Consider the following 24,706-nt stretch of genomic DNA (forward strand, 5'->3'; position numbering starts at 1 on the left):
TTGTCGGCGCTGCAGACGTGAACGCCAGCGCTCGCTCGACCTTGCGTGCTTGGCTTCAGCGCCCTGCCGAGGTCTGCTCCCCGCCCAACCCGGACATCACCATCCGGCTCGGTGACCACCCCCCTCAGTGGTGGATGAACACCGGGCAGCGCGCATCCCGCAGCAGCACATGCGTGGCACTGCCCGTCACCAGCCGGCGCAGCCCGCTTTCCTCGAAGGCGCCCAGCACCAGCAGCCGCGCGCCCAGACCCTCGGCCTCGGCCAACAGCAGGTCGGCGGGGCGGGTGCCGACCATCGGCAGGGCCGTGGCATCGATGCCGTGGCGGCGGAGGAAGGCGCAGGCTTCCTCGGCCATGGCCAGCGCCGCGGCGCGATCCTCGGCGGCGGAGGCGACGCGCACCGGCGAACCCTCCGCCAGGCCCAGCAGGGCGAACAACTGCAAGGCGGCCATGGCGGGCAGGGAGGCATCGTAGCCCACCAGCACCGGGCCCTGCGTGCCCAGCGGGGCGCCGGGCGGCACCACCAGCAGGGGGCGGGCGCCGTCCATCAGCAGATGCTCGATGACGGGGGCGACGCTGTCCTCCGTCTGCTCCCGCCCCAGCGTCGCGTCGCGGCCGACCACCACCAGGTCATGCGTCGCGCCGGCGCGCAGCAGGGCGGGCTCGGGGGCCTCGGCCAGGCGGAGTTCGGTGTAGGGCGTCTCGCCGGCCACGGCGGCGCAGGCGGCGAAGGCGGCGGCGGCATCCTCCTCCGCCCGCTTCGCCAGCGCCTCGTCCCGGCGGGCCTTGAAGGCGGCGCCGCCGAGGGGGACGAATTCGTGCTCGCTGCGGGTGTGGGGATTGTCCAGCACCACGGCGGCGGTCAGGGCGGCGCCGGTGCGGCGGGCCAGCGCGAAGGCGGCGTCGCGGGCGGATTGGGCGCCGGGCGTATCGTCCAGCGCGACCAGGATGCTGCGCAGCATGGTGTGTCTCCCTCCCGCCCAGCGTAACGCGGAACGGGGCGGCGGGACACGGGGGGGCCTCGGGGGGGGGCCTCGGCGCCGCGCCCGGTTCAGGGCCGGGGCCGCAGCACCCAGAAGCCGAGCGAGCAGATCACCAGCGCGACCGCGAAGGTCAGCAGCGCCGCGCCATTGCCGCCCCAGCCCGCGACCAGGCCCGAGAGGCCCTGCAGCACCGCGGCGCCGAAGAAGAAGCTGAGGTTGGAGCAGGAGAGCGCGCGGCCCGTCTGCTCCGGCGGCACCGCGCCGCGGACGAGGGAGAAGGCCAGGACCTGGAAGGAGATGATGGCGCCGAACAGCACCAGCAGCACCAGGTCCCAGGCGACCGGCATGGCGGGCAGGCCCAGCGCGCGGGCGATCGGGTCGCCGGCGACGATCAGGGCGATGAGGCCGGCGGCGGTCAGGTGGCTCAGTGTCATGAGCACGGGGGCCTGGCCGAAGCGCTTCAGCACCAGGCCGGCCAAGGCGGGGCCGATGGTGAGGGCCACGGTGCAGGCCAGCAGGATGTTGCCGGCGGCGATGCGGTCCAGCCCCTTGCCCTCCATCAGCCAGGGCCCGCCCCAGAGGCCGCGCACGCCGAGCACGGCGGCGAAGGAGGCGAAGGTGAAGACCATGACGCCGCGCAGCCCGGGGGTGAGGGCGACGCGCCCGACCTCCCGCAAATCATGCGCCAGGCCGCGGCGGGGCGCGGGGGCGGGGCGGTCGGAGGGGACGAGCAGGGCGACGAGGGCGATGGCGAGGGCCGCGATGCCGGCGCAGGCCCAGAAGCCGGCGCGCCAGTCCACGGCCTCGATCAGCAAGGCGAGGGGGCTGGCGGAGAGCAGCATGCCGGTATTGCCGGTGGCCTGGATGATGCCGGACCAGACGGCGAAGCGCGGCGCGGTGAGGGCGCGGGCGGCGAAGGTGATGGGGCACATCAGCATGCCGGAGCAGCCGGCGCCGAGCACGGCCTGGGCGAGGGCCATGGACCAGGGGCCGGTGGCGAGCGCCGCCATGACCGCGCCCGATCCCGCGACGGTGAGGAGGAAGAGGTTGGTGCGCTTCACGCCGTAGCGGTCGAGCGCGATGCCGACCGGGATCATCACGGCGGCGAAGGCGGCGGGGAAGATGCCGGTGATCTGGGCCAGCGCCTCCGCCGTGATGCCGAGGTCGCGCGTCAGGACATCGACGGCGACGGCGGGCAGGGTGCGCGCGGCGTTGGAGAAGATGTGGCCGGTGCAGAGCAGCAGGATGGCCAGCGCGACGGGCGTGGCGGGCATGGCGTTTCCTGGTTTCTTCGTTCGTGCCGCCTCCCCTGCGGGGGAGGCGGGAGTGCCGTTCAGTTCCGGAACATCTTCCCGGGATTCATGATGCCCTTGGGGTCGAGTGTCGCCTTCAGGCTGCGCATCACGGCCAGCGCCTCGATCCCGTGCTCGGTCTCGAGGAATTCGCGCTTGCCGAGGCCGATGCCGTGTTCGCCGGAGCAGGTGCCGCCGAGCGCCATGCCGCGCGCGACGATGCGGCGGTCCATGTCCCAGGCGCCTTCCAGCCCCTTCGGATCGGCCGGGTCGTAGAGCACCATCTGGTGGAAATTGCCGTCGCCGACATGGCCGACGATGCAGGTGGTGTGGCCGAGGCTCTTCGCTTCCTCCTTGGCGCCGACAAGGGCTTCGGTGAGGCGGGAGATGGGGACGCAGACATCGGTGGTCAGCGCGCGGCGGCCGGGGATCCAGGCGACGCCGGCCCAGTAGCTGTCATGCCGCGCCTTCCACAGTTTTGCCCGAGCTGCCGGATCGGTTTCCCACCGGAAGCCGCTGCCGCCATGGTCGGTGGTGATGGCCTCGACCAGCTCCGCCTGTTCCTTCACGGCCCCCTCGGTGCCGTGGAATTCCAGGAACAGCGTCGTCAGCGGCTGGAAGCCGTCGAGCTTCGAGAAGGCGATGGAGGCCGCCATCATGTCGTCGTCGAGCAGTTCGATCCGCGCGACGGGGATGCCCATCTGCATGACCTGGATCGTGCTCTCCACCGCGCCGGCCAGCGTCGGGAACTGCACCACGGCGCTGCTCATCGCCTCCGGGATGCCGTGCAGGCGGAGCCTGACCTTGGTGACGACGCCGAGCGTGCCCTCGCTGCCGATGAACAGCCGCGTGAGGTCGTAGCCATTGGCCGCCTTGCGGGTGCGGCCGCCGGTGGTGATGACGCGGCCATCGGCGAGGACGACCTCGAGGCCCAGCACATTCTCCCGCATCGTGCCGTAGCGCACGGCATTGGTGCCGGAGGCGCGGGTGGCGACCATGCCGCCGATGGTGCAGTGGCTGCCGGGATCGACGGGGAAGAAGAGCCCCTTGTCGCGCAGGAACTCGTTCAGCTGCTGGCGCGTCACGCCGGGCTCGATCAGGCAGTCCATGTCCTGCTCGTTCACCTCCAGCACGGCCGTCATGCGGGAGAGGTCGAGGGAGATGCCGGCGCGGACGGGGTTCACATGCCCCTCCAGGCTGGTGCCGGCGCCGAAGGGCACGACGGGGACATTGTGCTGGTGGCAGAGGGCGAGGAGGCGGCTGACTTCCTCCGTGGTCTCCACGAAGGCGACGGCGTCGGGCAGCGTGGGCGTGGAGCTGTCCTCGCCATGGCTGTGCTGTTCGCGGATCGCGCCATTGGTGGTCATGCGATCGCCGAGGAAGGCGCGGGCGGCGGCGATGACGGCATCGACGGGGCGGGCGGAGATGGTGTTCATCAGGGGCTCCGGGGGCCTGGCCCTGCCGGCCGGCCCGCGGGGCTACCCTGCCATGCGGCGGCCGCTGCCGCAAAGGCGCGGGCCCTGCGTTGACGGTAGCCCTGACCCGGGCCTAGCGTCCGTACTTGTCCTGTCATCATACAACCCAAAGGGGGGACGGAATTCCAATGGCAAACGGCGTCAAGGCGGCCTGGGCCGCGGGCAAGCCCGTGGTGAATGGGTGGCTCGCCATCCCGAACGGCTTCTCGGCCGAGGTGATGGCCCAGGCGGGCTGGGACAGCCTGACGGTGGATATCCAGCACGGCGTGCAGGACTACATGTCCATGGTCGCCTGCTTCCAGGGCATGCAGCCGCATGGCGTGACGCCGCTGGTGCGCGTGCCCTGGAACGAGCCGGGCATCATCGGCAAGGTGCTGGATGGCGGGGCCAAGGGCGTGATCTGCCCGATGGTGAACACGGAGAAGGAGGCGCGGGACCTCGTCTCCTTCTGCCGCTACCCGCCGAAGGGCGCGCGCAGCTTCGGCCCGATCCGGTCCGGCATCTACGGCGCGGCGGCGGACACCAACGCGGCCAATGACGACGTGCTGGTGATCCCGATGATCGAGACCAAGACGGCGCTCGACAACCTGGAGGCGATCGTCAACGTCCCCGGCGTCGATGCCATCTACATCGGCCCGTCGGACCTCAGCCTCTCGCTCGGCCTGGCGCCGCTGCAGGACCGGCGGGAGCCGGAGTTCCTGGCGGTGCTCGACCGGATCCGCACCACGGCCCATGCGGCCGGCGTGAAGGTCGGCATCCACACCATGACGGGCCAGTACTCGAAGGAGATGTTCGAGCGCGGGTTCAACCTGGCGACCATCATGAACGACAGCGGCCTGATGCTGACGGCCGCGCGGGCGCAGGTGGCGGTCGCCAAGGGCTGACCGCGCAGGCGGCGGCGGGCGCGGTGCCCGCCGCCGTCACGCCGCCTGGCGGGCGGCGATGGCGGCGATGATGCGGGCCAGCGCTTCCCGCTGCCCGTCGTCCGGCGTGACGAAGCAGAGGCGGAGCCGCCCTTCCACCCCCACCACCATCGCCTGGCCGCTGAAGCCGATGCCGGGCTGGGCGAGCTGGATGGAGACGGAGGCGCCGACCGGCGGCGGGCTGCCCCCGGCTTCCAGCGCGCAGCCCGTCATGGACAGGTCGATCACCGTCACGGTGCGGATGGCGCCGTTCGGCAGGCGCAGCTGCGCGGGCATGTCGGCCGGGATGCGCGGGGCGGCGCGGCGATCGACCTCCGGCGCCGATTGGCGCACCACCTTCACGAGCTTGCCGCGCAGCGCGCCCACCGCATCGCTGGCCGCGGCGGCGCCTTCGCGCAGCTGGGCGGCGCGGCTGCCGGTATCCGCCACCCGGCCGGCGACGCGGGCGATGCCGTCATTGACGCTGCCCGCGGCCTGGGAGGCCAGCGCGATGGCGCGGGCGATTTCCTGCGTCGCGGCGCCCTGTTCCTCCATCGCGGCGGCGATGGCGCTGGCGGCGCCGTTCACCTCCGCCACCGCATTCGCCATCTCCGTCACCACGCTGACGGTGCTGTCGGTGGCGCGGGTCACTTCCTCCACCTGGGCGGCGATCTCCTCCGTCGCCCTGGCGGTCTGGGCGGCCAGCGTCTTCACCTCGTTCGCCACCACGGCGAAGCCCTTGCCGGCATCACCGGCGCGGGCGGCCTCGATCGTCGCATTGAGGGCGAGGAGGTTGGTCTGCCCCGCGATGTCGGCGATCAGCCGGGCGACGCCGCCGATGCGCTCCACCTCCCGCGACAGGGCCTCGATGCTCAGGCGCCCTTCCTGGCCGCGGGCGGCGGCCTTCTCGGTGGCGTTGGCGGTGTTGGTGACCTGGACGACGATCTCGCGGATCGAGGCGCCGAGTTCCTCGGTGGCGGCGGCGACGGTCCGGACATTCGCCTGCGCCTCCCCGGCCGCTTCCCGCACCTGGCCGCTTTCGGCGGCGACCAGGCTCGCGGTATCGGCCATGGCCTGGGTGTCGCGGCTGATGGCGGCCATCTGGGTGGCCACCAGGTCCACCGCCCGGCCGGTCTCGGTCTCCACCTTCTCCGCCATGTCGCGCAGCGCCGCGGCGCGGTCGGCCTCCGCGCGGCTGCGGGCCTCGGCCTGCGCGTTGCGGCCGGCCTCGGCTTCCCGGAGCCCGGCCTGGAAGACGATGACGGCGCGGGCGAGTTCGCCCACCTCATCGCCGCGGGCGCCATGCGGGATGGCGACGTCGAGCCGCCCGGCGGCCAGGATGCGGGTGGCGTTGGTGACCTGGGTGATGGGGCGCGTGACGCGCCCGACGATGATGGCGGCGACGCCGACCAGCAGCGCCAGCACGGCGGCCAGCAGCGCGATCGCGGCCCAGAGGTCCCGCCGCGCCTGTTCCATCGCGGCGGTGACGAGGCTGCCGCTATCGGCGATCTGCGCATCCAGCAGCAGGCCGATCGATTCGGTCAGCGGGTCGATGGCGGGGTAGAGGCGTTCGCGCACCAGCGAATCGAGCCGCGCCGCGTCCCGGTCCCGCACGATGAGGGTGAGGTCGGCCAGCAGGCGCTGCGCGGCGGCGATGCGGGCGCGCGCATCGGCCATGGGCGCCGCGCTGCCCGGGGAGAGTTCCATGGTGGCCACGGCGCGCCAGGAGCGGTCGATGACGGTCGCGGCCTCCGCCAGCGCCTTCGCCCCTTCCTCCCAGGTGAAGCCGCCATTGCGCACCTTGTGGGAGGCATCGACCACGCTGACCGCATAGGCATCCGACAGCGCCTTCAGATGCACCATCGGCTGCAGCGCCTGGTGGGAGACATGGGCGAGCGAATCGGAGGCCTGGCGCAGCGACAGCGCGCCGAAGCCGGTGGAGCCGAGGGCCAGGAGTGCGACGAGGCCGACCAGGGCGGGCAGGAGGGTGGCGAGGCGCAGGCGCATGGCGGGCTATCCGAAGGTGAAGGCGGTGGGCCGCTACTGTTTCGTGCGAACATTAACCGGCGTTGAACCACCGCGCCGGGCGGTGGCCCCGCGCCCGGCGTTCAATCGCCGGGGCGGATGCCCGCGGCCTGCAGGATGGCGCGGTAGCTGGTGAACTCCGCCTGCTGGAAGGCGGCGAAATCCTGCTGGCCGCGATAGGTGATGGGGGTGGAGAGGCGGGCGAAGCCCTCCACCGTGGCGGGGGCGCGCAGCGCCCTTTCGCAGGCGGCTTCGGCGCGCGCCAGGAAGGCGGGCGGCGTCGCGGCCGGCGCGTAGAGGCCGGCCCAGATGGAATGCACGAGGTCGAAGCCCTGCTCGCGCAGCGTCGGCACCTCCGGGAATTCGGCCATGCGCGCTTCGGCCATGACGCCGAGCCCGACCAGGTTGTTGGCGCGCATGCCGCCGGGCAGGTCGGCATAGACGGAGACGTCGCCGCGCAGCAGGGCGATGATCGCTTCCGCGCTGCCGCGGAAGGGCACATGCGTCATCGGCGCGCCGGTGCGCAGCGCCAGCGCCGCCATGACGATATGCGGGATGGAGCCGGGGCCGGCGGAGCCGTAGTCGATCCCGCCCCGCGTGGCGCGCGCCCGCGCCACCAGGTCGGCGGCGTTGCGCAGGCCGCTGGCGGGCGCCGCCATCATCATCACCGGCGCGTCGCCCAGCAGGCAGACCGGCGCGAAATCCGCGAGGCGATAGGGCAGGTCCGGCCGGAAATGCGGCTGGATGACCATGGGGCCGCTGGTGGTCAGCAGCAGCGTCGTGCCATCCGGCCGGGCGCGCGCCACTTCCTGCGCGCCGATCGCGCCCGCCGCGCCGGTGGTGTTCTTCACCACCACGGGCGCGCCCAGCGCTTCCGCCATCACCGGCGCGACCAGCCGCGCCATGCGGTCCGCGCTGCCGCCGGCGCCGAAATTCACCACCAGGGTGATGGGCGCCTGGGCACGGGCGGTGCCGGTGGCGACGGCAGCGGTGAGGAGGAGGGCGAGCAGGAAGCGCATGCGGGGCGTGTCCTCGGGCGGGTTGGCCCCGCCCGCGAAGCAATACCCGCGCCAGTGTTACGTTTTCGTGACGCGCGCTTCCGCCATCAGGCAGAGGATCTCGAACATCATGGTCGCGGCGATCAGCGCGGTGGCGTTGTTGAGGTCGAAGGGCGGCGCCACTTCCACCACATCCGCGCCGATGATGGGCAGGCCGCGCAGCGCGCGCAGCATGCGCTGGGCCTCCCGCGGCATCAGCCCGCCGATCTCCGGCGTGCCGGTGCCGGGGGCGAAGGCGGGGTCGAGGCAATCGACGTCGAAGGTGAGGTAGCAGGGCGCGTCGCCGAGGACGCGCCGCGCTTCCGCCATCGTCGCCTCGATGCCGAGGTCCTGGAATTCCTCGATGGTGATGATGCGGATGCCCTGGTCGCGCGCCCAGTGCATGTCGGTCGCGTCGAAGAGCGAGCCGCGGATGCCGATCTGCACGATGCGCGCCGGGTCCAGGAGCCCTTCCTCGATCGCGCGGCGGAAGGGCGTGCCATGGGTGAAGCGGGCGCCGCCGAAATAGGTGTCGTTGGTGTCGGAATGGGCATCGAAATGCACCATGCCGATCGGGCCGAGGCCGGGCCGCGCGCGGTGGATGCCGCGCAGGATGGGGAGCGAGATGAGGTGGTCGCCGCCCAGCGCCAGGGTCCAGGCGCCGGTGGCGCGGATCTCCGCCACGCGATCCTCGATCAGCGTGAGCGAGGCCATGAGGTCGGCGGGGTTGGTGGGCGTGTCGCCGACATCGGCGACGCGGCACAGGCGGCAGGGCTCGACGCGCGTGACGGGGTGCGCGCGGCGGATGATGGAGGAGACGTTGCGGATTTCCCGCGGGCCGTGGCGGGGGCCGGTGCGGTTGGTGGTGCCGAGGTCGAAGGGCACGCCGAGCAGGCCGATATCGACCTGGGTCGCGTCCTCGATCTGCGGCAGGCGCATGAAGGTGGCGGGGCCGGCGAAGCGGGGGGTGATGGCGCCGTCGAGGGGCTGGGGGAAATCCATGCGGGGATGGTCCTGGTGGTTCCGGGGAAGGCTCTGCCTTCCCCGTACCCCATCCGCCAGGGCCGTGACGGCCCTGGACCGTCATCGGGTGAAAAATCTCCCGGTCCAGGGTCCGGCTGGACCCTGGCGTGGGGGTTCAAGGGGGAGCGGAGCTCCCCCTTGGCAACCTCAGACCGGCAACTGCTGCGGACTCGTCCACCCGATCGTGCCCACCGAATTGCACGCCGGGCAGGCCGGCGCCCAGTCGGCATGGTCCGTGCCGCAGGAGGAGCAGCGCCAGCGCGGCTCCGGCGCCGCCGTCGCGGCGGCGCGCAGCCAGCGGGCCTGGGCGGCGCGGCCTTCCGGCAGGTCGCCCTTCTCCACCTCCTCGAGGTCGCACAGCGCCAGGTAGGCGCGGCGGTCGGCGCGGCCGGAGGCGACCAGCGCATCGAGTTCCGTCCGCGCGCGGCCCGTGAGGCCGGCGGCGAGCGCGGCGCGGCCCATCAGCAGCTGGCTTTCCGGGTGCTTCGTGTTGTTGTGGATCAGCGCCTCCACCGCTTTCACGCGGTGCAGCGGGTCCTCCTCCTCCAGCAGGTAGTCGCGCGCCAGGTCGGGGTGCGGGCGGGCGGCCCAGGCCTGTTCCAGGGTGGAGCGCGCGCGGCGCGGGCTGCCGGCGGCGCGCAGCCGCGCGGCGAAGGCGAGCGCGGCCGGGGCGAAGGCGGGGTCCGCCTGGAAGGCCTGGCGTTCCAGCTCGATGGCGCGGGAGGGGTCGGGTTCCTGCTGCGCGGCGGCCAGGGCGAGCCCGGCCTGGGTCGGGCCGGGGGCGGCCAGCGACAGGGCTTCCCGCCAGTCGCGGGTACGAAGCGCGAGGGTTTCCCGTTCCTGCCGCAGCCAGGCGGCGCCGGGCTGGGCGGCTTCCGCTTCGCGGGCCAGGCGCTGGGCGGTCGGCCAATCCTCCCGCTGGATGGCCTGGCGGAGCAGGCCGCGGAGCCCGAGGAAGCGGGCATCGGGGCGGGCGGCCAGCGCCTGGAAGACCTCGGCGGCCGCATCCTCCCGCCCCGCCAGGCGCTCGGCCTCCGCGGCCAGCAGCAGGGTCTGGGGGGTGTCGCCCAGCCCCTTGCGGGCGCGCTTCACCTCGATGCGCGCGACATCGGGGGTGCCGGCGGCCAGCGCGATCAGGGCGCGGGTGAGGGCGGCGTCACCCTCGTTCCGGTGCTTCGCCGCGCGGCTGGCGCGGATGCGGCCGGGCAGGCGGCGGAGCGCGCCGATCAGCACGAGGATCAGGTGCAGCACCAGGAACAGCACCGCCAGCAGCAGCAGGGCGACGGGCAGGCTGACCAGGATTTCCGCATCCGCCACGCGGATCTCGACCGCGCCGCCGAGGCGGGCGAGCCAGAGGATGCCGGCGAGGCCGCCGGCGAGCAGGACGAGGTAGAGGAGGGCGCTGCGCATGGCGGCGGCCTCAGCCGGCGGCCAGGCTGCGGAGCGCGGCGCGCGCCGCGACCAGCGCCTCCGCCTGGCTGATCCAGCCGCGCATCGCCTCCTTCGCCGGGGGCGAGAGGCGGGCGAGGCGCTGGAGGGCGGCCTCCAGGTCACCGGCCTCCAGCGCGCGGCGGGCGCGCTCGATCTCGGCGGCGGCGGCATCGCCCCAGAGCATCTCCTCCCCCCGCCGGACGGTGACGAGGCCGGAGAGGCGGCTGACGGCGCTGTCCAGCACGCCGGCGCCTTCGCGGGCCGGTTCGCTGGCGGCGCGGCCGGCGCGGGCGGCCTCCTCGAAGGACAGGCGGAGCGCCGATTCGGTGGGCGGTGCCACGGTGGCGAAGCGGGTGAGCGCTTCCGGCGCGTCGCGCAGGCCGGCGAGCGCGCCGCCGAGGGGGCGGCCGGCTTCCAGCGTGGCGCGGAGCGCATCGATGGTCGCCATGCGGCCGGCGCGGCCTTCCAGCGCCGCCAGGCGCTGCGCGGCGCCTTCGAGGGCGGCGACGCGGGCGGCCTGGGCTTCGGCGGCGCTGGCGCGGGCGGCCAGGCCCTGTTCCAGCGCGGTGGCGCGGCTGGCGATCGCCTGTTCCAGCGCGGCGGTGCGGGTCGCGATGGTCTGTTCCAGCGCGGCGATGCGGCCGGCCAGCGCGGCTTCGGTGGCGCCGATGCGCTGCGCGGCCTGGGCCTGGGCGGCTTCCAGCGCCGCGTCGCGGGCCGCGGCCTCCCGCGCCAGGGCCTCGAGCCGCGAGGCGGCGGCGGCGGCGCGGGCCTCGTCCTGGCGGATCGAGGCCTCGGTGCGGTCGGAGAGGCGATCGACGCGCTGGGTCAGCGCCTCCACCGCCGTGCGGGCGGCGAGCTGGGTGGGGTCGATGGCCGGGCGGGCGGCGGTGTCGCGCGCGATGCGCTCCACCCCGGCCAGGGATTCCGCCAGGGCGGCGGCGCGGCGCTCACCCTCCGCCAGCTGGTCGCGCAGCGGCGCGAGATCGACGGGCGGGCGGCCCTCGATGGCCGTCACGCGCTGGGTGAGGCCTTCCAGGCCGGTGACGCGCTGGGCCAGGCCTTCCAGGGCGGCGATGCGGGGGGGCAGGGCCTCGAGGCCCGCGATGCGGGCCGTGGTGCCTTCCAGCGCCGCCAGGCGGCGGTCGAGGCCGGCCACCTGCTGGAGCTGGGCGCGGAGTTCCGCGACCTCCGCCGCCAGGGGGTTGGCGGGGGGCTGGGCCGGCGGCAGGGGGCGCGCGATCAGCCAGGCGACGGCGCCCACCAGCACCACGCCGGCCACGGCGATGGGCAGGGCGGCGGGGTCGAGCCGGAGGCGGCGAAGACGGTCCTGGAAGGAGGTGGGCGGGGGAGGGGCGCTCATGATGCTCCTGGCGGGGCTGGTTCCGCGGCGCCGCCCGGGAGCAGCGCCAGCAAGGCGTCTTCACTGGGCCGGGCGGCGACATGCACCGCCCGGAAGGAGAGGGGGGCGATGGCGGCCGCGGCGGCATCCGCCACGCGCTGGCTGATCGCGAAGGCCTCCATCCCCGCCAGGGCGGCCGCATGGCCGGCGGCTTGGAGGAGGGTGATGGCACAGGCGGCGGAGCGAGGCGAGTGGAACAGGATGGATGTGATGCCGCCGGCGGAAAGAGCGGCGCGCGAGGCTTCCGGCAGGGTGAGGGCTGGCGCCGCGTGATAGGCGATGCGGCGCGTGACGCGGAAGCCGCGCGCGCGGAGATCGGCCGCGAGATCAAGGGCATAGCCTTCGCCGACCGCGAGCAGCAGCGGGCCCGCTTCCGGCCGCAGGCGTTCGGCGGCGAGGCGGGCGAGGTCGGTCGCGGTGCCGGCGGCGGCGGTCACATCGGTGAAACCGGCCTCCCGCGCCGCCTTCGCGGAGGCGTCGCCGACGGCGAGGAGGGGGAGGGGCGCCGGGCGCAGCGCCCGCGCGGCGGCGCGGCTGGTGATCAGGATGGCCTGGGCGCGCGGGGCCGCGAAGGGGCGGGCTTCCAGCACCAGGGCGGGGGCCAGCACGGGCGCCAGGCCGCGGGCGCGCAGCCGCGCGGCGGTTTCCTCGCTGCCCGGCTCCGGCCGCGTCACCAGCACCTGGCGCGGCGCCACGGGGTTCACCCGAAGAGGTCGGCCGGGCTGTCGCGGCGGAGGCTGTCGCCGAGTTCGCGGCCGATCCGCGCCGCATCCGCGGCCGCGCCATGCAGGCTGCGCTTCAGCAGGAAGGAGCCGTCGGCGCGGGCCACCAGGCCCGTCAGGTGCAGGCGGCCATCCGGCAGCAGGCGGGCATGGCCGCCGATGGGGGTGCGGCAGGACCCGTCCAGCGCCGCCAGCAGCGCGCGTTCGGCGGAGGAGACGGCCTTGGCCTCCCGGTCCTCGATCCCCGAGAGGAGTTCATGCAGTTCGGTGTCGTCGGCGCGGACGGTGACGCCGACGATGCCCTGGCCGGCGGCGGGGACCATGGCATCGGGGTCGATCACGACACCCGCCTCCGCTTCCAGGCCGAGGCGGCGCAGGCCGGCCAGCGCCAGGAGGGAGGCGGTGGGGCCGCCGGGTTCGCGGACCTTGGCGAGGCGCGTCTGAACGTTGCCGCGGATCATCTCCACCCGCAGGTCCGGCCGCGCATGCAGGATCTGCGACTGGCGGCGGACGGAGGCGGTGCCGATGACGGCGCCGGCGGGCAGGCAGGCGAAGGGGTCGGAGGGATCGGGCGGGTTGCAGGCGGGGCCGAGGATCAGCGCATCGCGCGCATCCTCCCGCTTCAGGGTGCAGGCGAGGACGATGCCGGGGGGCATCTCCGTCTCCAGGTCCTTCAGGCTGTGGACGGCGAAGTCGATCCGGCCATCGGCCAGGGCCTCATGGATCTCCTTGGCGAAGAGGCCCTTGCCGCCGATATCGGCCAGGCGCTTGTCCTGGATCCGGTCGCCGGAGGTGGTGATGGCGTGTTCCTCGAAGGCCTTCACGTCCCGCAGCACGGGGCAGAAGCGGGTGATGAGGCCGAGGAAGTGGCGGGTCTGCCACAGCGCCAGCGGCGATCCCCGCGTGCCGACGCGCAGCGGGAGCGAGCGCATATGCGGCTTCACGGCCTGATGCGGGTGGGAAGCGCCAGGCTGGGACTGGGCGTGGGGATGGGCTACCGACATGGGCGCCGGACATAGGCCCGGTATCGGAAAGGCGAAAGTGGTGCAGGCGACGAAACCCATGCGGCCCCTGCGGGACAGCGACGTGGTGCTGGGGCTCGAATCCTCCTGCGACGAGACGGCGGCGGCGCTGCTGCGGGCGGATGGGACCATCCTGGCGGAGGCCGTGCTCTCCCAGTTGGAGGACCATGCCCCCTATGGCGGGGTGGTGCCGGAGATCGCGGCGCGGGCGCATCTGGCCCACCTGCCCGGGCTGGTGCGGCGGGTGATGGGGGAGGCGGGCGTCGGGCCGGGGGACCTGGCGGCGGTGGCGGCGACGGCGGGGCCGGGGCTGATCGGCGGGCTGATCGTGGGCGCGACGCTCGGCAAGGGGATCGCGCTGGCGGCGGGGGTGCCCTACCTCGGCATCAACCACCTGGAGGGGCATGCGCTGACGCCGCGGCTGCCGGGGGTTTTCGCGGGCGGGCTGTCATTCCCCTACCTGCTGATGCTGCTGTCGGGCGGGCATTGCCAATGCGTGAAGGTGGAGGGGGTGGGCCGGCATGTCAGGCTCGGCACCACGCTGGATGACGCGGTGGGCGAGGCCTTCGACAAATCGGCCAAGCTGCTGGGCCTGCCCTGGCCGGGCGGGCCGCATCTGGAGAGGCTGGCGGCCTCGGGCGATGCCACGCGCTTCGTGCTGCCGCGGCCGCTGCTGGGGCGGCCGGGCTGCGACTTCTCCTTCAGCGGGCTGAAGACGGCGGTGGCGAACATCGTGGCCAAGGGGATCGACGAGCAGGGGCGGGCGGACCTCGCGGCCGGCTTCCAGGCGACGGTGGCGGCGACGCTGGCGGACCGCGCGGCCCATGCGCTGGCCATGGCGCCGGATGCGACGGCGCTGGTGGTGGCGGGCGGCGTCGCGGCCAACCAGGGCATCCGCGCGGCGCTGACGGCGGTGGCCGCCAAGGCCGGCTTGCCGCTGGTGGCGCCGCCCATCCGGCTTTGCACCGACAATGCCGTGATGATCGCCTGGGCCGGGATCGAGCGGCTGCGGGCGGGGCTGACGGAGGCGCTGGACCACGCGCCGCGGCCGCGCTGGCCGCTTTCGGAGCTTTCCGTCACCCCCGTGTGAGCGGCGGGAGCCTTGTCGCGCCTCGGGCGTTCCACCACCGCACAGGTATGGAGGATACGCCGATGCGTTTCGCCCCTCGATTCATGATGGCCGTGGCCCTGGCGCTGGGTGTCGCGGCCTGCGGTTCCTCGCCCGGCAGCCGGGCGGTCAGCGGCGGCCTGCTGGGCGCCGGCGCCGGCGCGGCGGTGGGCTCGCTGTCCGGCAATGCGGGCACGGGCGCCCTGGTGGGCGGCGGGCTCGGCGCGGTGGGCGGGGCCGTGACGGCGCGGTGATCTAGCCCTCGGCTGTGAAGGGGTTGAGCGTCCTGACGCCCAGCCCCTCCACATCCGCCACGTTGCGCGTGACCAGCACCAAGCCGTGGACGTTTGCCGTGGCGGCGATCAGGCCATCGATGACGGGCACGCTGCGGCCGGCGCCGATGCGGCCCCATTCATGCGCGACCCGCGCATCCACCGGAAGGATGCGCGCCGCGAAACCGCCCATGACGGCGGCCAGCCAGCGGTGGAGGGCCTCCGCCTTGGCGGGATCGCGCGGGCGCACGCCCTCGATCCCGCGCCGGATTTCCCCGAGTGTCAGCACGCTCAGGAAGAGGTCTTCCTCCCGCACGCCCTGCCACCAGGCGGCCACGCCGGGATGGCCGCGCGCGCCCTTCCGGATCTCGGAGATGACGTTGGTGTCCACCAGCCAGGTCAGAACACCGTCTCCCGTCCCGTGTCGCGGGGGCGGTCGAGGTCGATGCCATCGAGCGGCGCGTCTTCCAGCAGGGCCTTGAGGCCCGGGCGGGGGGCGAAGCGGTCCGTGAGGGAGGCCCGCACCGCCTCCGCCTGGGCGGGATCTGCCAGCGCCGCGACGATGGCCCGGACCAGGGCGGCATCCTCGACCCGGACCTGCACTTCCAGCCGCTGCAGGCCGCGGCTGCGCTGGCGGCGACGGTGGGCGGCCAGGTTAGCGCCAGGCGCCATGGGACAGGGCCTCCTTTATTTCCGGAAACATATCCGGATGCCATGCTGGGCGGCAAGGGCCCCGCGGCTTGCGCCGGCCTGCCTTGCGCCCCCTTGGGCCCGGCGCTAGCCCCGGGGCGTGAATTACCGCCACGCCTTCCATGCCGGGAATTTCTGCGACGTCGCCAAGCATGCGCTGCTGGTGGCGCTGCTGCGTGGGCTGATGGCCAAGCCGAAGCCCTTCCGGGTGCTCGACACCCATGCGGGCATCGGGGCCTATGACCTCTCCGCCCCGGAACCCCAGCGCACGGGGGAATGGCGGGAGGGGATCGGGCGGGTCTCCGGCGCGGATGACCCGGCGCTGGCCGACTATCTCCGGACTGTGGAGGCGCTGGGATACCCGGCGGCCTATCCGGGGTCGCCCGCCATCACCCGGGCGCTGCTGCGGCCGCAGGACCAGCTGGTGCTGTGCGAGCTGCACCCGGAGGACCATGCGACGCTCCGCGCGCGATACCGCGGCGACGCGCAGGTCGCGGTCCACAGGCGCGACGCCTGGGAGGCGATCGAGGCGCTGACGCCCTTTCCGGAACGCCGCGGCCTGGTGCTGATCGACCCGCCCTTCGAGCAGGAAGGCGAGTTCGACCGCCTGGCCAAGGCCATCGCCCGGCTGCGCCACCGCTTCCGCGCCGGCATCGTCGCCGCCTGGTATCCCATCAAGCACCGCGCGCCGGTCCGCGCCTTCCACCACGCGCTGCAGGATGCCGCCGTGCCGGACTGCCTGGCGGCGGAGATCGTGATCCGGGAGCCGCTCGACCCCACCCGGCTGAATGGCTGCGGGCTGCTGGTGGCCAATGCGCCCTTCGGCTTCGAGGAACAGGCCGCTGTCATCCTGGCGCGCTTGCTGCCCCGGCTTTCCCGCGGCGAGGATGGGGCCGGCGCGGGCGTCACCCGCGTGACGCCGGAATAGGGACCAGCATGACGGGGACGGGCCGGATCGCGGTGCTCGGCGCGGGCGCCTGGGGGACGGCGCTGGCGCAGCAGGCGGCGCGGGCGGGGAATGCCGTCACGCTCTGGGCACGGGATGCGGGCCGGGCGGCGGCGATCGCGGCGGCGCGGGAGAACCAGCGCTACCTGCCGGGCGTGGCGCTGGAATCGGCGGTTGGCGTGACGGCGGAGGCGGCTTCGCTGCACGGCGCTGATCTCTGGCTGCTGGTGGTGCCGGCGCAGCATCTGCGGGCGACGCTGGCCACCCTGCCCGATACCGGCGCGCCGCTGGTGGTCTGCGCCAAGGGGGTGGAGCGGGGGACGCTGAAGCTGCCCCTGGAAATCCTGGAGGAAGTGCGGCCCGGCGCCGCCGCGGCCGTGCTCTCCGGCCCCAATTTCGCGCATGAGGTGGCGAAGGGGCTGCCGGCGGCGGCCGTCATCGCCAGCCGGGATGCGGGGCTGCGGGGGCTGGCGGCGGAGCGGCTCGGGACTTCCGGCTTTCGGTTGTATGGCGGCGACGATCCGATGGGCGTGCAGGTCGGCGGCGCGGCGAAGAACGTGATCGCCATCGCGGCCGGGGCCGTGATCGGCGCGGGGCTCGGGGAGAATGCGCGGGCGGCGCTGGTGACGCGCGGCCTGGCGGAGCTGTCGCGCCTGGCGGTGGCGCTGGGCGGGCGGGCGGAGACGGCGGCGGGGCTCTCGGGGCTCGGCGATCTGCTGCTGACGACGACGGGGCCGGGCAGCCGGAACACCTCGCTCGGCATGGAACTCGGCCGGGGCGCCGCGCTGGAGGCCGTGCTGGCCGCGCGGGTCAGCGTGGCGGAGGGGGTGGCGACGGCGCCGGCGCTGGTGGCGCGGGCGGCGCAGGCGGGGGTGGAACTGCCGATCGGCGCGGCGGTGGCCGATCTGCTGGCGGGGAAGCTCACGGTGGCCGAGGCGATGGGCACGCTGCTGGCGCGACCGCGGAGGGATGAATGAGCAGCCTCTTCCCGCCGGGGACGCGCGACAGCGTCACCCATCGCGTGCTGGCCTCCGAACTGGCGCCCGTGGCGGCGCTGATCGGGTCCGATGACCCGGCGCTGGCGGTGCGGGCAGCGGGGACGCTGATGACGCGGCTGCTGCTGACCCGCCTGCCCGGGCCGGGCTGCCGCCTGCTGCGGGAGGATTTTTCGTTCAGTGGCCATCTGGCGGAGGGCGACGAGGTCGTCATCAGCGCGGAGGTGGAGGCGCCGACGAACCCCGGCGTGGTGCGGCTGCGCTGCGCCGTGCGGCATGCGGGCGGCGAGCCGATCCTGACGGGCATTGCGGAGCTGACGGAACCGCTGGAGCGGCATGGCGACCTGACGGGGCCCTTCGGCACCCAGCCGCGGCGGCTGCTGGCGGCGATGCTCGCGCGCTGTGCCGGCCGGCCGCCGGTGCCGACCGCCGTCGCCCATCCCTGCGATGGGGAGAGCCTGCGCGGCGCGCTTCTGGCGGCGCGCCACGGCTTGATCACGCCGATCCTGGTGGGGCCGGAGGCGCGGATCCGTGCGGCGGCGGAGGGGATGGACCTGGCGGGGTTCGAGATCGTGCCCACGCCGCACAGCCATGCCAGCGCGGAAGAGGCGGTGCGGCTGGTCAGCCAGGGCCGCGCCGGCGCGCTGATGAAGGGCAGCCTGCACACGGATGAGCTGATGGTGGCGGCGCTGGCGCGGGAGGCGGGCCTCAGGACGGAGCGTCGTGTCTCGCACTGCTTCGTCATGGATGCGCCGCTCTATCCGCGGCCGCTGATCATCACCGATGCGGCGATCAACATCGCCCCCGACCTCGACGCCAAGGCGGATATCGTCCGGAATGCGATCGGGTTGGCGGCGGCGCTGGGGGTGGAGCTGCCGCGGATTGCGCTGCTCTCGGCGGTGGAGACGGTGACGGCGAAGATGGTGTCCACGCTGGATGCCGCGGCGCTGTGCAAGATGGCGGATCGCGGGCAGATCGCGGGGGGCGTGCTGGATGGGCCGCTGGCCTTCGACAATGCGGTCTCCCTGGAGGCGGCGAGGACCAAGGGCATCGTGAGCGCGGTGGCGGGCCGGGCGGATGTGCTGGTCTGCCCGGATATCGAATCCGGCAACATGCTGGCGAAGCAGCTGGCCCTGCTGGGTGGCGCGGCGAGTGCCGGCATCGTGCTGGGCCTGCGGGTGCCGATGGCGCTGACGAGCCGCAGCGACGACGCCAACAGCCGGTTGGCCTCGGCGGCGCTTCTGCGCCTGGTCGCAGCCTGATTGCCGACGGTCCAGGGGCGTCTCGCCCCTGGCATGGGGGTGTGGGGGAACAGCGTTCCCCCACGGTTGAAACGCTTGTGTCGCGCGCGCATATCGCCGCCCGCCCAGACTTCTCACCACAGGGGACATCACCATGAGCGAGACCGTGGAACGGCATGAATTCGGCGCCGAGGTGGGGCGCCTTCTCGATCTCGTCGTCCATGCCCTTTATTCCGAGCGCGAGATTTTCCTGCGCGAGCTGGTCGCAAATGCGGCGGATGCCGTGGACCGGCGGCGGTTCGAGGCGCTGTCCGATGCCAGCCTCATGCTGCCGGGCGATGCCAGCCTGCGGGTGGTGCCGGAGAAGGAGGCGCGGCGACTGACGATCAGCGACACCGGCATCGGCATGAGCAAGGCCGACCTGGCGCAGCACCTCGGCACCATCGCGCGGTCCGGCACGCTCGCTTTCGCCAAGTCGCTGTCGGAGAGCCAGGCGGCGGACAAGCCGAGCCTGATCGGGCAGTTCGGCGTCGGCTTCTATTCCGCCTTCATGGTGGCGGACCGGGTGGAGGTGACGTCGCGGCGCGCGGGCAGCGAGGAGGCGTGGCTCTGGGCTTCCGATGGCCGCGGCGAATACACGCTGGCGCCGGCGGAGCGTGCCGAGGCCGGCACCGACATCGTGCTGCACATCAAGGAGGATGCGACCGAGTTCCTGGAGCCCTTCCGGTTGCAGTCGATCATCCGGAAGTGGGCCGACCACATCACCATCCCCATCACCGTGGCGCGCGACGGCAAGGATGAGCCGGCCAACGAGGGCACGGCGCTGTGGCGCAAGCCGAAGTCGGAAATCACGCCGGAGCGCTACACGGAATTCTACCGCCACCTCGGCCATGTCTTCGACGAGCCCTGGGCCACGCTGCATTGGCGCGCCGAGGGGCAGATCGACTTCACCGCGCTGCTCTTCATCCCCGGCATGAAGCCCTTCCAGGCCGTGGAGGGGGAGCGGGAGAGCAAGGTGCGGCTGCATGTGCGGCGCATGTTCATCACCGACGAGGCCGAGCTGCTGCCGCCCTGGCTGCGCTTCGTGCATGGCGTGGTGGATACCGAGGACCTGCCGCTCAACGTCTCGCGGGAGATGCTGCAGGCGACGCCGGTGCTGGCGCGCATCCGCCGCGCGGTGACGAACCGCGTGATCTCCGAGCTGAAGACGAAGGCCAAGGATGCCGAGGCCTACACGAAGTTCTACGAGAATTTCGGGAGCATCCTGAAGGAAGGCGTCTGGGAGGATGCGGAGCACCGCAAGGATTTGGCGGGGCTGCTGCGCTTCAAATCCTCCGCCGTGGAGGGCTGGACCACGCTGGCTGACTACGTCGCGCGGATGAAGGAGGGGCAGGAGGCGATCTACTACCTCGCCGGTGATGATGCCGCGGCGCTGGCGCAATCCCCGCAGCTGGAGGGCTTCTGCGCCAAGGGCGTGGAGGTGCTGCTGATGGCGGAGAATATCGACGCCTTCTGGCCGGAACGCCTCGACAAGTTCGAGGAGAAGCCGCTGCGCAGCATCACCCAGGGCAGCATCGACCTGTCCAAGGTGGCGGGGGAGGCGGCGGAGCAGGGCGAGGCCGCGGATCTGTCCCGCCTGCTGCCGCTGGTGAAGGATGCGCTGGGCGAGGATGTCAGCGAGGTGCGGGCGACGGACCGGCTGGTGGACAGCGCCGTGGTGCTGGCCGCGCCGGAGTATGGGCCCGATCTGCAGATGCAGCGCCTGCTGAAGCGCGCGGGCCGCGCGGCCGGCGCCGGGGCGCCGATCCTGGAGATCAACCCGCGCCACCCCCTGATCCGCAAGCTGGCGGACAAGGCGGCGGGCGACGCGGACCTCAAGGACGAGGCCGGGCTGCTGCTGGACCTGGCGCGGCTGCAGGATGGCGATGTGCCGCGGGACCCCGTGGGCTTCGCGAAGCGCGTGGCGCAGGCGCTGGCGCTGTAGTTCTTCCGGCTGGCCCCGCGCCGTGGTTCGATGGCGCGGGGACAGGGAAGGAAGACGGCCATGGCATCACCGGTCGCGCTGGTGACGGGCGCGGGACGCGGCATCGGGTTCGCGACCGCGAAGCGCTTCCGGGCGGAGGGGTGGCGCGTCGCGCTGCTCGACATCGATGCCGCGCTGCTGGACGACGCCATGGCGCGGCTGGCGGCGCCGGAGGAGACGCTGGCGCTGGCCTGCGATGTGGCGGACCCGGCCTCGGTCACGGCTTCCGTGCAGCGCGCGGCGCGCCATTTCGGGCGGATCGACGCGCTGGTGAACAATGCCGGGACGGCGGTGTTCAAGCCGATCCTGGAGACGACGCTGGAGGAGTGGAACCGCGTGCTCGCGGTGAACCTCACGGGGCCCTTCCTGATGGTGCAGGCGGCGGCGCCGGTGATGGCGGAAGGGGGCGGGGGCGCGGTGGTGAACATCACCTCCATCTCCGGCCTGCGGGCCTCCACGCTGCGGGTGGCCTATGGGACCAGCAAGGCGGCGCTGGCGCATCTGACCAAGCAGCAGGCGGCGGAACTCGCCAGCCTCGGCATCCGGGTGAATGCGGTGGCGCCGGGGCCGGTCGATACCGCCATGGCGAAGGCGGTGCACACGCCGAAGATAAGGCGCGACTACCACGACACCATCCCGCTGAACCGCTACGGGCTGGAGGAGGAGCTGGCCGAGGCGATCTTCTTCCTGGCCAGCGACCGCGCCTCCTACATCACTGGCCAGGTGCTGGCGGTGGATGGGGGGTTCCAGGGCACGGGGATCGGCCTGCCGACCCTCAGGGCGGCGCGGCGGAACCTGTGAGCTACCGGCAGACCTCGCGCTCCACGATCCGGTAGCGGAGGCGGCCCCAGCGGTCGCGGAAGGGGATGCGCCGCGCCTCGATCCAGCAGCGGCGGCGGCGCCGGCCGCGACGGGGCGGGGGGCCGTACTGCGCCTCCTCCACCGTCGCGTCCATGTCGTCCATCAGGGGCTCCTCTGGCCGCGTCATCTCCGGCGGCGGCATGCGCAGCGCCGCATCGGCGGGGCGTGACAGCGTGGCGAGGGTGCCGGCCAGGGCGGCCAGGAGAAGGCGGCGGCGTTGCATCGGTGACTTCCCCGGAAGGATGCGCCGATGAAACGCCGCCGCCGCGGCCTGGTTTCAGAAACGCTCCAGCAGCGGGCCGCAGCCCGCGACCTTGTCCTGGATGCCCATGGTGCGGAGCGCATGCCAGTAGGTGGCGGTGTTGATGGCGATGACGGGCTTGCCGAGCCACATCTCCGCCATCACGGCGAGCTTCACCATGGACAGGTTCGTGCCGACCTGGACGATGGCGTCCACATCGTCCCCATCGATGGCCTTGATCGCCTCCACGCATTGCTTCGGCGTGACCTCCGCGATGCCGGTCCAGGAGGGGCAGCGCAGCGCGATGTCCTTCTTCACCGTGAAGCCCATGTCGGTGAAGTAGCGCGCCACCTGTTCGTTCATGGCGGGCCAGTAGGGGGAGAGGATCGAGATGTTCTTGACGCCGCCATAGGCGTTCATCGCCGCGGTGCAGGAATGGCTGCCGACGCTGATCCTGAGGCCGGAGAGATCCTCCACCTGCTTCACGAAGGCATCCGCGCCCTTGGCGCCGTCGAAGAAGGTGACGGCGGACATGCCCATGACCAGGTGGTCCGGCTTGCAGGTCATGACGGACTTCACGGCATCGAGCGTGTTGTTGCCGATGAGGCGCGCGCCGGCGAGGAAGGTCTCGTTGGAGATGGCGTCGGCATTCGGCGTGAAGATGCGGCTGTAGTGGTTGGTGACGCCCGCGGGGCGCATCATGTCGTAATCCGGCTGCACCACCGTATTGGTGGAGGGGCCCATCACCCCGAACTTGCAGCGCCAGCCCAGCACGTCACCCATCAGAGGCTCTCCATTCGCCAACCCGGCGGGCAGCCTGCCACGGTGCGTGGCAGGGGCCGGCCGGCGGGGCGATGATTTACCGTCCTGGCGGTCTTGCACAGGGGTGGGATACAACCCCACCCTCCGCGGCAAGGTTCCAGGAGCAGAAAGACGATGTCGATGCCCGTGTTCACGCGGCGTGGTGCCCTGTTGGCGGCTGGCGGCGCGCTTGCGCTGCCCGGCGTGGCGCGTGGCCAAGGGGGCAGCCAGGGAACGGGCGATTGGCCGAACCGGCCGATCCGCTGGATCAACCCGGGCCCGGCCGGCGGCGCCGGCGACGTTCTGTCCCGCCTGGTGGGGGACCGGCTGCAGGCGCGACTCGGCCAGCCCGTGGTGGTGGACAACCGGCCGGGGGCCGGGACGAATATCGGCATGACGGCGGTCGCCCGCGCCGCGCCGGATGGCTACACGGTGGGGCTGGCTTCCATCGCGGCGAATGCCGCGAACAAGTGGCTGTACCGCAACATGCAGTTCGACCCGGAGAAGGATTTCGCCGCGGTCGGCATGATCGCGCTGGTGCCGAACATCGTGGTGATCCCGCCCGCGGTGCCGGCGACGACGCTGCAGCAGTTCATCGCCTGGGCGCGGGCGCAGAACCGGCCGATCAATTTCGGCTCGGTCGGCGCGGGGTCGTCGCAGCACCTGGCGGGCAGCCAGTTCCAGGTGATCACGGGGCTGCCGATGCAGCATCTGCCCTATACGAACAGCGGCCAGATGAACACGGACCTGATCGAGGGCCGGATCGACATGCTGTTCCAGTCCATCTCCGCCGTGGCGCAGATGGCGCAGACGGGCCGGATGCGCCCGATCGCGGTGAGCGGCGCGGAGCGGGTCGCCGCCTTCCCGGACCTGCCGACGATGCAGCAGCAGGGCGTGGACATCGTCTCCACCGGCTGGTTCGGGCTCTGCACGCCGGCGGGGGTGCCGGAGCCGATCCTGGCGCGGCTGGAGGCGGAGCTGCTGGCTTCCATGGAGGAGCCGGCGCTGCGGGAACGGATCATGGCCGGCGGCTCCGTGCCGCGGCGCATGGGCCGCGTGGAGTTCGCGGAGTTCATGGCGGCGGAAAGCGCGCGCTGGCGGACGGTGATCCAGGCCGTGGGCGCGACGGCCGACTGATGACGGTCCAGGGCCGTCTCGGCCCTGGCCCAGGGGTCCGAAAGGGGGGGTCAAGGGGGAGCAGCGCTCCCCCTTGGTCGCCTGTCAGTTCACCCGCGCGCCCGAAACCTCCACCAGCCGCTGCCATTTCGGCGTCTCGCTCGCGATCAGCGCCGCCGCCGCGGCCGTGTTCTCGCTGACCACCGCGTCGTAGCCGAGGGGGCGCATCGCGTCCTTGAAGGATTGCGCCGACCCCACCTGGCGGATGGCGGCGGCCAGGCGCTCGACCTCCGCGGCCGGGGTCGCGGCGGCGGTCACGATCATGTTCCAGGAGCGGATGTCGAAGCCTTCCAGCCCCGGCGTCTCGGCGAAGGCGGGGATGGCGGGCAGCATGCCGAGGCGGCGGTCCGAGGAGGTGCCGAGGATGCGGATGCGCCCGGCCTCCAGCTGGGGGACCAGGGCGGTGGGGAGGTCGGCGCTGCCCTCGATGGTGCCGTTCAGCAGATCGGCCGTCATCTGCGCGCCGCCGCGATAGGGGATCTGGTTGAACTCCGCGCGGGACTGGGCGGAGAGGGCCGCCAGCGTCAGGTGGCTGACCGTGGCCGCGCCGGCGTGGGAGACCTTGAAGACGCCGGGGTTGGCGCGGCACCAGGCCAGCAGCGCCGCCATGTCCGTCCAGCCGCGCCGCGTCGCGACCTCCGTGTTCACGGCCAGCAGCACGGCGCTGTCGCTGATCTGGGTGATGGCGCGGAAGTCGCGCGCGACATCGAAGGGCATGGTCTGCTGCAGGAAGGGCGCGGCGCAGAGGGTCGCGGCGCCGATCACGCCGATGGTGGTGCCATCCGGCGGCGCCTTCGCCACCGCATCGGCGCCGATCAGCCCGCCGCCGCCGCTGCGGTTGTCCACCACCACGGATTGCTCCAGCACCGGCGCCAGGCGGTCCGCCAGCACGCGGCCCAGCCCATCCACGGACCCGCCGGGCGGGAAGGGGATGACGATGCGCAGCGGCCGGCGCGCTTGTGCGCGGGCGATGGACGGCACGGCGATGGTGGTGGCGGCCAGCAGCAGCCGGCGCGTCAGGCGTGCGGTCATCGCAGGG

General features: G+C 73.2%; 24 protein-coding genes. 9 read left to right on the top strand and 15 right to left on the bottom strand.

Annotated elements, in window-relative coordinates; genetic code table 11:
- Window positions 1-124: 124 nt before the first annotated feature.
- The 3 genes from JJI54_RS08620 to JJI54_RS08630 form a co-directional block, all read right to left on the bottom strand.
- Window positions 125-961, bottom strand: a complete 837-nt coding sequence (locus JJI54_RS08620) for a universal stress protein (protein ID WP_203072558.1) — start codon at window positions 959-961, stop codon at window positions 125-127.
- A gap of 89 nt (window positions 962-1,050) precedes the next feature.
- Window positions 1,051-2,256, bottom strand: coding sequence for an MFS transporter (locus tag JJI54_RS08625; RefSeq protein ID WP_203072559.1), 1,206 nt, complete (start codon window positions 2,254-2,256; stop codon window positions 1,051-1,053).
- A gap of 59 nt (window positions 2,257-2,315) precedes the next feature.
- Window positions 2,316-3,710 carry an FAD-binding oxidoreductase gene (locus JJI54_RS08630; protein ID WP_203072560.1) on the bottom strand — a complete coding sequence of 465 codons (1,395 nt, stop codon included), beginning with the start codon at window positions 3,708-3,710 and terminating at the stop codon, window positions 2,316-2,318.
- 167 nt (window positions 3,711-3,877) lie between these two features.
- On the opposite strand from JJI54_RS08630, the gene JJI54_RS08635 reads away from it, so the two are divergent.
- On the top strand, window positions 3,878-4,633 hold the full coding sequence (locus JJI54_RS08635; protein WP_203072561.1) for an HpcH/HpaI aldolase family protein: 756 nt from the start codon (window positions 3,878-3,880) through the stop codon (window positions 4,631-4,633).
- Between the two features lie 36 nt (window positions 4,634-4,669).
- Here JJI54_RS08635 and JJI54_RS08640 read toward each other — a convergent pair whose 3' ends face one another.
- The 7 genes from JJI54_RS08640 to hemC form a co-directional block, all read right to left on the bottom strand.
- Window positions 4,670-6,658: a methyl-accepting chemotaxis protein gene (locus JJI54_RS08640; RefSeq protein WP_203072562.1), complete on the bottom strand. Its 1,989-nt coding sequence runs from the start codon at window positions 6,656-6,658 to the stop codon at window positions 4,670-4,672.
- Window positions 6,659-6,759: 101 nt separating this feature from the next.
- Window positions 6,760-7,695 (bottom strand): Bug family tripartite tricarboxylate transporter substrate binding protein, encoded by a 936-nt coding sequence (locus JJI54_RS08645; RefSeq protein WP_203072563.1) that lies wholly within the window; start codon window positions 7,693-7,695, stop codon window positions 6,760-6,762.
- A gap of 57 nt (window positions 7,696-7,752) precedes the next feature.
- Complete coding sequence (speB, locus tag JJI54_RS08650) at window positions 7,753-8,715, bottom strand: agmatinase (protein WP_203072564.1); 963 nt, start codon at window positions 8,713-8,715, stop codon at window positions 7,753-7,755.
- A 168-nt stretch (window positions 8,716-8,883) separates the two neighbouring features.
- Window positions 8,884-10,146, bottom strand: coding sequence for a heme biosynthesis HemY N-terminal domain-containing protein (locus JJI54_RS08655; RefSeq protein ID WP_203072565.1), 1,263 nt, complete (start codon window positions 10,144-10,146; stop codon window positions 8,884-8,886).
- A 10-nt stretch (window positions 10,147-10,156) separates the two neighbouring features.
- The gene (locus JJI54_RS08660) at window positions 10,157-11,530 is read right to left on the bottom strand and encodes a hypothetical protein (RefSeq protein ID WP_203072566.1); all 1,374 of its coding nucleotides are present in this window, start codon (window positions 11,528-11,530) and stop codon (window positions 10,157-10,159) included.
- The gene (locus JJI54_RS08665; protein ID WP_318987468.1) at window positions 11,527-12,264 is read right to left on the bottom strand and encodes a uroporphyrinogen-III synthase; all 738 of its coding nucleotides are present in this window, start codon (window positions 12,262-12,264) and stop codon (window positions 11,527-11,529) included. The genes JJI54_RS08660 and JJI54_RS08665 overlap by 4 nt, the downstream gene beginning before the upstream one ends.
- 5 nt (window positions 12,265-12,269) lie before the next feature.
- On the bottom strand, window positions 12,270-13,295 hold the full coding sequence (hemC, locus tag JJI54_RS08670) for a hydroxymethylbilane synthase (protein WP_203072568.1): 1,026 nt from the start codon (window positions 13,293-13,295) through the stop codon (window positions 12,270-12,272).
- A 58-nt stretch (window positions 13,296-13,353) separates the two neighbouring features.
- Here hemC and tsaD point away from each other — a divergent pair, with 58 nt between their 5' ends.
- Together tsaD and JJI54_RS08680 are read left to right on the top strand one after the other, a co-directional pair.
- Window positions 13,354-14,403, top strand: a complete 1,050-nt coding sequence (tsaD, locus tag JJI54_RS08675; protein ID WP_203072569.1) for a tRNA (adenosine(37)-N6)-threonylcarbamoyltransferase complex transferase subunit TsaD — start codon at window positions 13,354-13,356, stop codon at window positions 14,401-14,403.
- Between the two features lie 62 nt (window positions 14,404-14,465).
- Window positions 14,466-14,675, top strand: a complete 210-nt coding sequence (locus JJI54_RS08680; protein WP_203072570.1) for a YMGG-like glycine zipper-containing protein — start codon at window positions 14,466-14,468, stop codon at window positions 14,673-14,675.
- Window position 14,676: 1 nt separating this feature from the next.
- Here JJI54_RS08680 and JJI54_RS08685 read toward each other — a convergent pair whose 3' ends face one another.
- Both JJI54_RS08685 and JJI54_RS08690 read right to left on the bottom strand, forming a co-directional pair.
- Window positions 14,677-15,084 carry a type II toxin-antitoxin system VapC family toxin gene (locus JJI54_RS08685; protein WP_203072571.1) on the bottom strand — a complete coding sequence of 136 codons (408 nt, stop codon included), beginning with the start codon at window positions 15,082-15,084 and terminating at the stop codon, window positions 14,677-14,679.
- An 8-nt stretch (window positions 15,085-15,092) separates the two neighbouring features.
- On the bottom strand, window positions 15,093-15,365 hold the full coding sequence (locus tag JJI54_RS08690; protein ID WP_203072572.1) for a hypothetical protein: 273 nt from the start codon (window positions 15,363-15,365) through the stop codon (window positions 15,093-15,095).
- Between the two features lie 118 nt (window positions 15,366-15,483).
- On the opposite strand from JJI54_RS08690, the gene JJI54_RS08695 reads away from it, so the two are divergent.
- From JJI54_RS08695 to JJI54_RS08715, 5 genes are all read left to right on the top strand, one after another.
- Window positions 15,484-16,311, top strand: coding sequence for a 23S rRNA (adenine(2030)-N(6))-methyltransferase RlmJ (locus tag JJI54_RS08695; protein ID WP_203072573.1), 828 nt, complete (start codon window positions 15,484-15,486; stop codon window positions 16,309-16,311).
- A gap of 8 nt (window positions 16,312-16,319) precedes the next feature.
- On the top strand, window positions 16,320-17,306 hold the full coding sequence (locus JJI54_RS08700; protein WP_203072574.1) for an NAD(P)H-dependent glycerol-3-phosphate dehydrogenase: 987 nt from the start codon (window positions 16,320-16,322) through the stop codon (window positions 17,304-17,306).
- Complete coding sequence (locus JJI54_RS08705; protein ID WP_203072575.1) at window positions 17,303-18,586, top strand: bifunctional enoyl-CoA hydratase/phosphate acetyltransferase; 1,284 nt, start codon at window positions 17,303-17,305, stop codon at window positions 18,584-18,586. The genes JJI54_RS08700 and JJI54_RS08705 overlap by 4 nt, the downstream gene beginning before the upstream one ends.
- Window positions 18,587-18,719: 133 nt before the next feature.
- The gene (gene htpG, locus JJI54_RS08710) at window positions 18,720-20,549 is read left to right on the top strand and encodes a molecular chaperone HtpG (protein ID WP_203072576.1); all 1,830 of its coding nucleotides are present in this window, start codon (window positions 18,720-18,722) and stop codon (window positions 20,547-20,549) included.
- Window positions 20,550-20,609: 60 nt separating this feature from the next.
- On the top strand, window positions 20,610-21,389 hold the full coding sequence (locus tag JJI54_RS08715) for an SDR family NAD(P)-dependent oxidoreductase (protein WP_203072577.1): 780 nt from the start codon (window positions 20,610-20,612) through the stop codon (window positions 21,387-21,389).
- A 1-nt stretch (window position 21,390) separates the two neighbouring features.
- Here JJI54_RS08715 and JJI54_RS08720 read toward each other — a convergent pair whose 3' ends face one another.
- Both JJI54_RS08720 and JJI54_RS08725 read right to left on the bottom strand, forming a co-directional pair.
- Window positions 21,391-21,672, bottom strand: coding sequence for a hypothetical protein (locus tag JJI54_RS08720; RefSeq protein ID WP_203072578.1), 282 nt, complete (start codon window positions 21,670-21,672; stop codon window positions 21,391-21,393).
- Window positions 21,673-21,726: 54 nt separating this feature from the next.
- Entirely contained in the window at window positions 21,727-22,473 is a 747-nt protein-coding gene (locus JJI54_RS08725; RefSeq protein ID WP_203072579.1) for a maleate cis-trans isomerase family protein, read from the bottom strand.
- A gap of 153 nt (window positions 22,474-22,626) precedes the next feature.
- Between JJI54_RS08725 and JJI54_RS08730 the strand changes: the two genes are divergently transcribed.
- Window positions 22,627-23,628 carry a Bug family tripartite tricarboxylate transporter substrate binding protein gene (locus tag JJI54_RS08730; RefSeq protein ID WP_203072580.1) on the top strand — a complete coding sequence of 334 codons (1,002 nt, stop codon included), beginning with the start codon at window positions 22,627-22,629 and terminating at the stop codon, window positions 23,626-23,628.
- 84 nt (window positions 23,629-23,712) lie between these two features.
- On the opposite strand, the gene JJI54_RS08735 is transcribed toward JJI54_RS08730, so the two are convergent.
- A complete protein-coding gene (locus JJI54_RS08735; protein ID WP_203072581.1) occupies window positions 23,713-24,699 on the bottom strand; it encodes a Bug family tripartite tricarboxylate transporter substrate binding protein in 987 nt (328 codons plus the stop codon).
- Window positions 24,700-24,706 lie beyond the last annotated feature (7 nt).

It is taken from the genome of Falsiroseomonas ponticola, from assembly GCF_016805305.1.
Taxonomy (GTDB): domain Bacteria; phylum Pseudomonadota; class Alphaproteobacteria; order Acetobacterales; family Acetobacteraceae; genus Falsiroseomonas; species Falsiroseomonas ponticola.

What these genes read in the sequence shown, in the direction of transcription:
- JJI54_RS08620 (WP_203072558.1), bottom strand. Translation starts at nt 961, where the DNA reads ATGCTGCGCAGCATCCTGGTCGCGCTGGACGATACGCCCGGCGCCCAA.
- JJI54_RS08625 (WP_203072559.1), bottom strand. Translation starts at nt 2,256, where the DNA reads ATGCCCGCCACGCCCGTCGCGCTGGCCATCCTGCTGCTCTGCACCGGC.
- JJI54_RS08630 (WP_203072560.1), bottom strand. Translation starts at nt 3,710, where the DNA reads ATGAACACCATCTCCGCCCGCCCCGTCGATGCCGTCATCGCCGCCGCC.
- JJI54_RS08635 (WP_203072561.1), top strand. Translation starts at nt 3,878, where the DNA reads ATGGCAAACGGCGTCAAGGCGGCCTGGGCCGCGGGCAAGCCCGTGGTG.
- JJI54_RS08640 (WP_203072562.1), bottom strand. Translation starts at nt 6,658, where the DNA reads ATGCGCCTGCGCCTCGCCACCCTCCTGCCCGCCCTGGTCGGCCTCGTC.
- JJI54_RS08645 (WP_203072563.1), bottom strand. Translation starts at nt 7,695, where the DNA reads ATGCGCTTCCTGCTCGCCCTCCTCCTCACCGCTGCCGTCGCCACCGGC.
- speB (WP_203072564.1), bottom strand. Translation starts at nt 8,715, where the DNA reads ATGGATTTCCCCCAGCCCCTCGACGGCGCCATCACCCCCCGCTTCGCC.
- JJI54_RS08655 (WP_203072565.1), bottom strand. Translation starts at nt 10,146, where the DNA reads ATGCGCAGCGCCCTCCTCTACCTCGTCCTGCTCGCCGGCGGCCTCGCC.
- JJI54_RS08660 (WP_203072566.1), bottom strand. Translation starts at nt 11,530, where the DNA reads ATGAGCGCCCCTCCCCCGCCCACCTCCTTCCAGGACCGTCTTCGCCGC.
- hemC (WP_203072568.1), bottom strand. Translation starts at nt 13,295, where the DNA reads ATGTCGGTAGCCCATCCCCACGCCCAGTCCCAGCCTGGCGCTTCCCAC.
- tsaD (WP_203072569.1), top strand. Translation starts at nt 13,354, where the DNA reads ATGCGGCCCCTGCGGGACAGCGACGTGGTGCTGGGGCTCGAATCCTCC.
- JJI54_RS08680 (WP_203072570.1), top strand. Translation starts at nt 14,466, where the DNA reads ATGCGTTTCGCCCCTCGATTCATGATGGCCGTGGCCCTGGCGCTGGGT.
- JJI54_RS08690 (WP_203072572.1), bottom strand. Translation starts at nt 15,365, where the DNA reads ATGGCGCCTGGCGCTAACCTGGCCGCCCACCGTCGCCGCCAGCGCAGC.
- JJI54_RS08700 (WP_203072574.1), top strand. Translation starts at nt 16,320, where the DNA reads ATGACGGGGACGGGCCGGATCGCGGTGCTCGGCGCGGGCGCCTGGGGG.
- JJI54_RS08705 (WP_203072575.1), top strand. Translation starts at nt 17,303, where the DNA reads ATGAGCAGCCTCTTCCCGCCGGGGACGCGCGACAGCGTCACCCATCGC.
- htpG (WP_203072576.1), top strand. Translation starts at nt 18,720, where the DNA reads ATGAGCGAGACCGTGGAACGGCATGAATTCGGCGCCGAGGTGGGGCGC.
- JJI54_RS08715 (WP_203072577.1), top strand. Translation starts at nt 20,610, where the DNA reads ATGGCATCACCGGTCGCGCTGGTGACGGGCGCGGGACGCGGCATCGGG.
- JJI54_RS08720 (WP_203072578.1), bottom strand. Translation starts at nt 21,672, where the DNA reads ATGCAACGCCGCCGCCTTCTCCTGGCCGCCCTGGCCGGCACCCTCGCC.
- JJI54_RS08725 (WP_203072579.1), bottom strand. Translation starts at nt 22,473, where the DNA reads ATGGGTGACGTGCTGGGCTGGCGCTGCAAGTTCGGGGTGATGGGCCCC.
- JJI54_RS08730 (WP_203072580.1), top strand. Translation starts at nt 22,627, where the DNA reads ATGTCGATGCCCGTGTTCACGCGGCGTGGTGCCCTGTTGGCGGCTGGC.
- JJI54_RS08735 (WP_203072581.1), bottom strand. Translation starts at nt 24,699, where the DNA reads ATGACCGCACGCCTGACGCGCCGGCTGCTGCTGGCCGCCACCACCATC.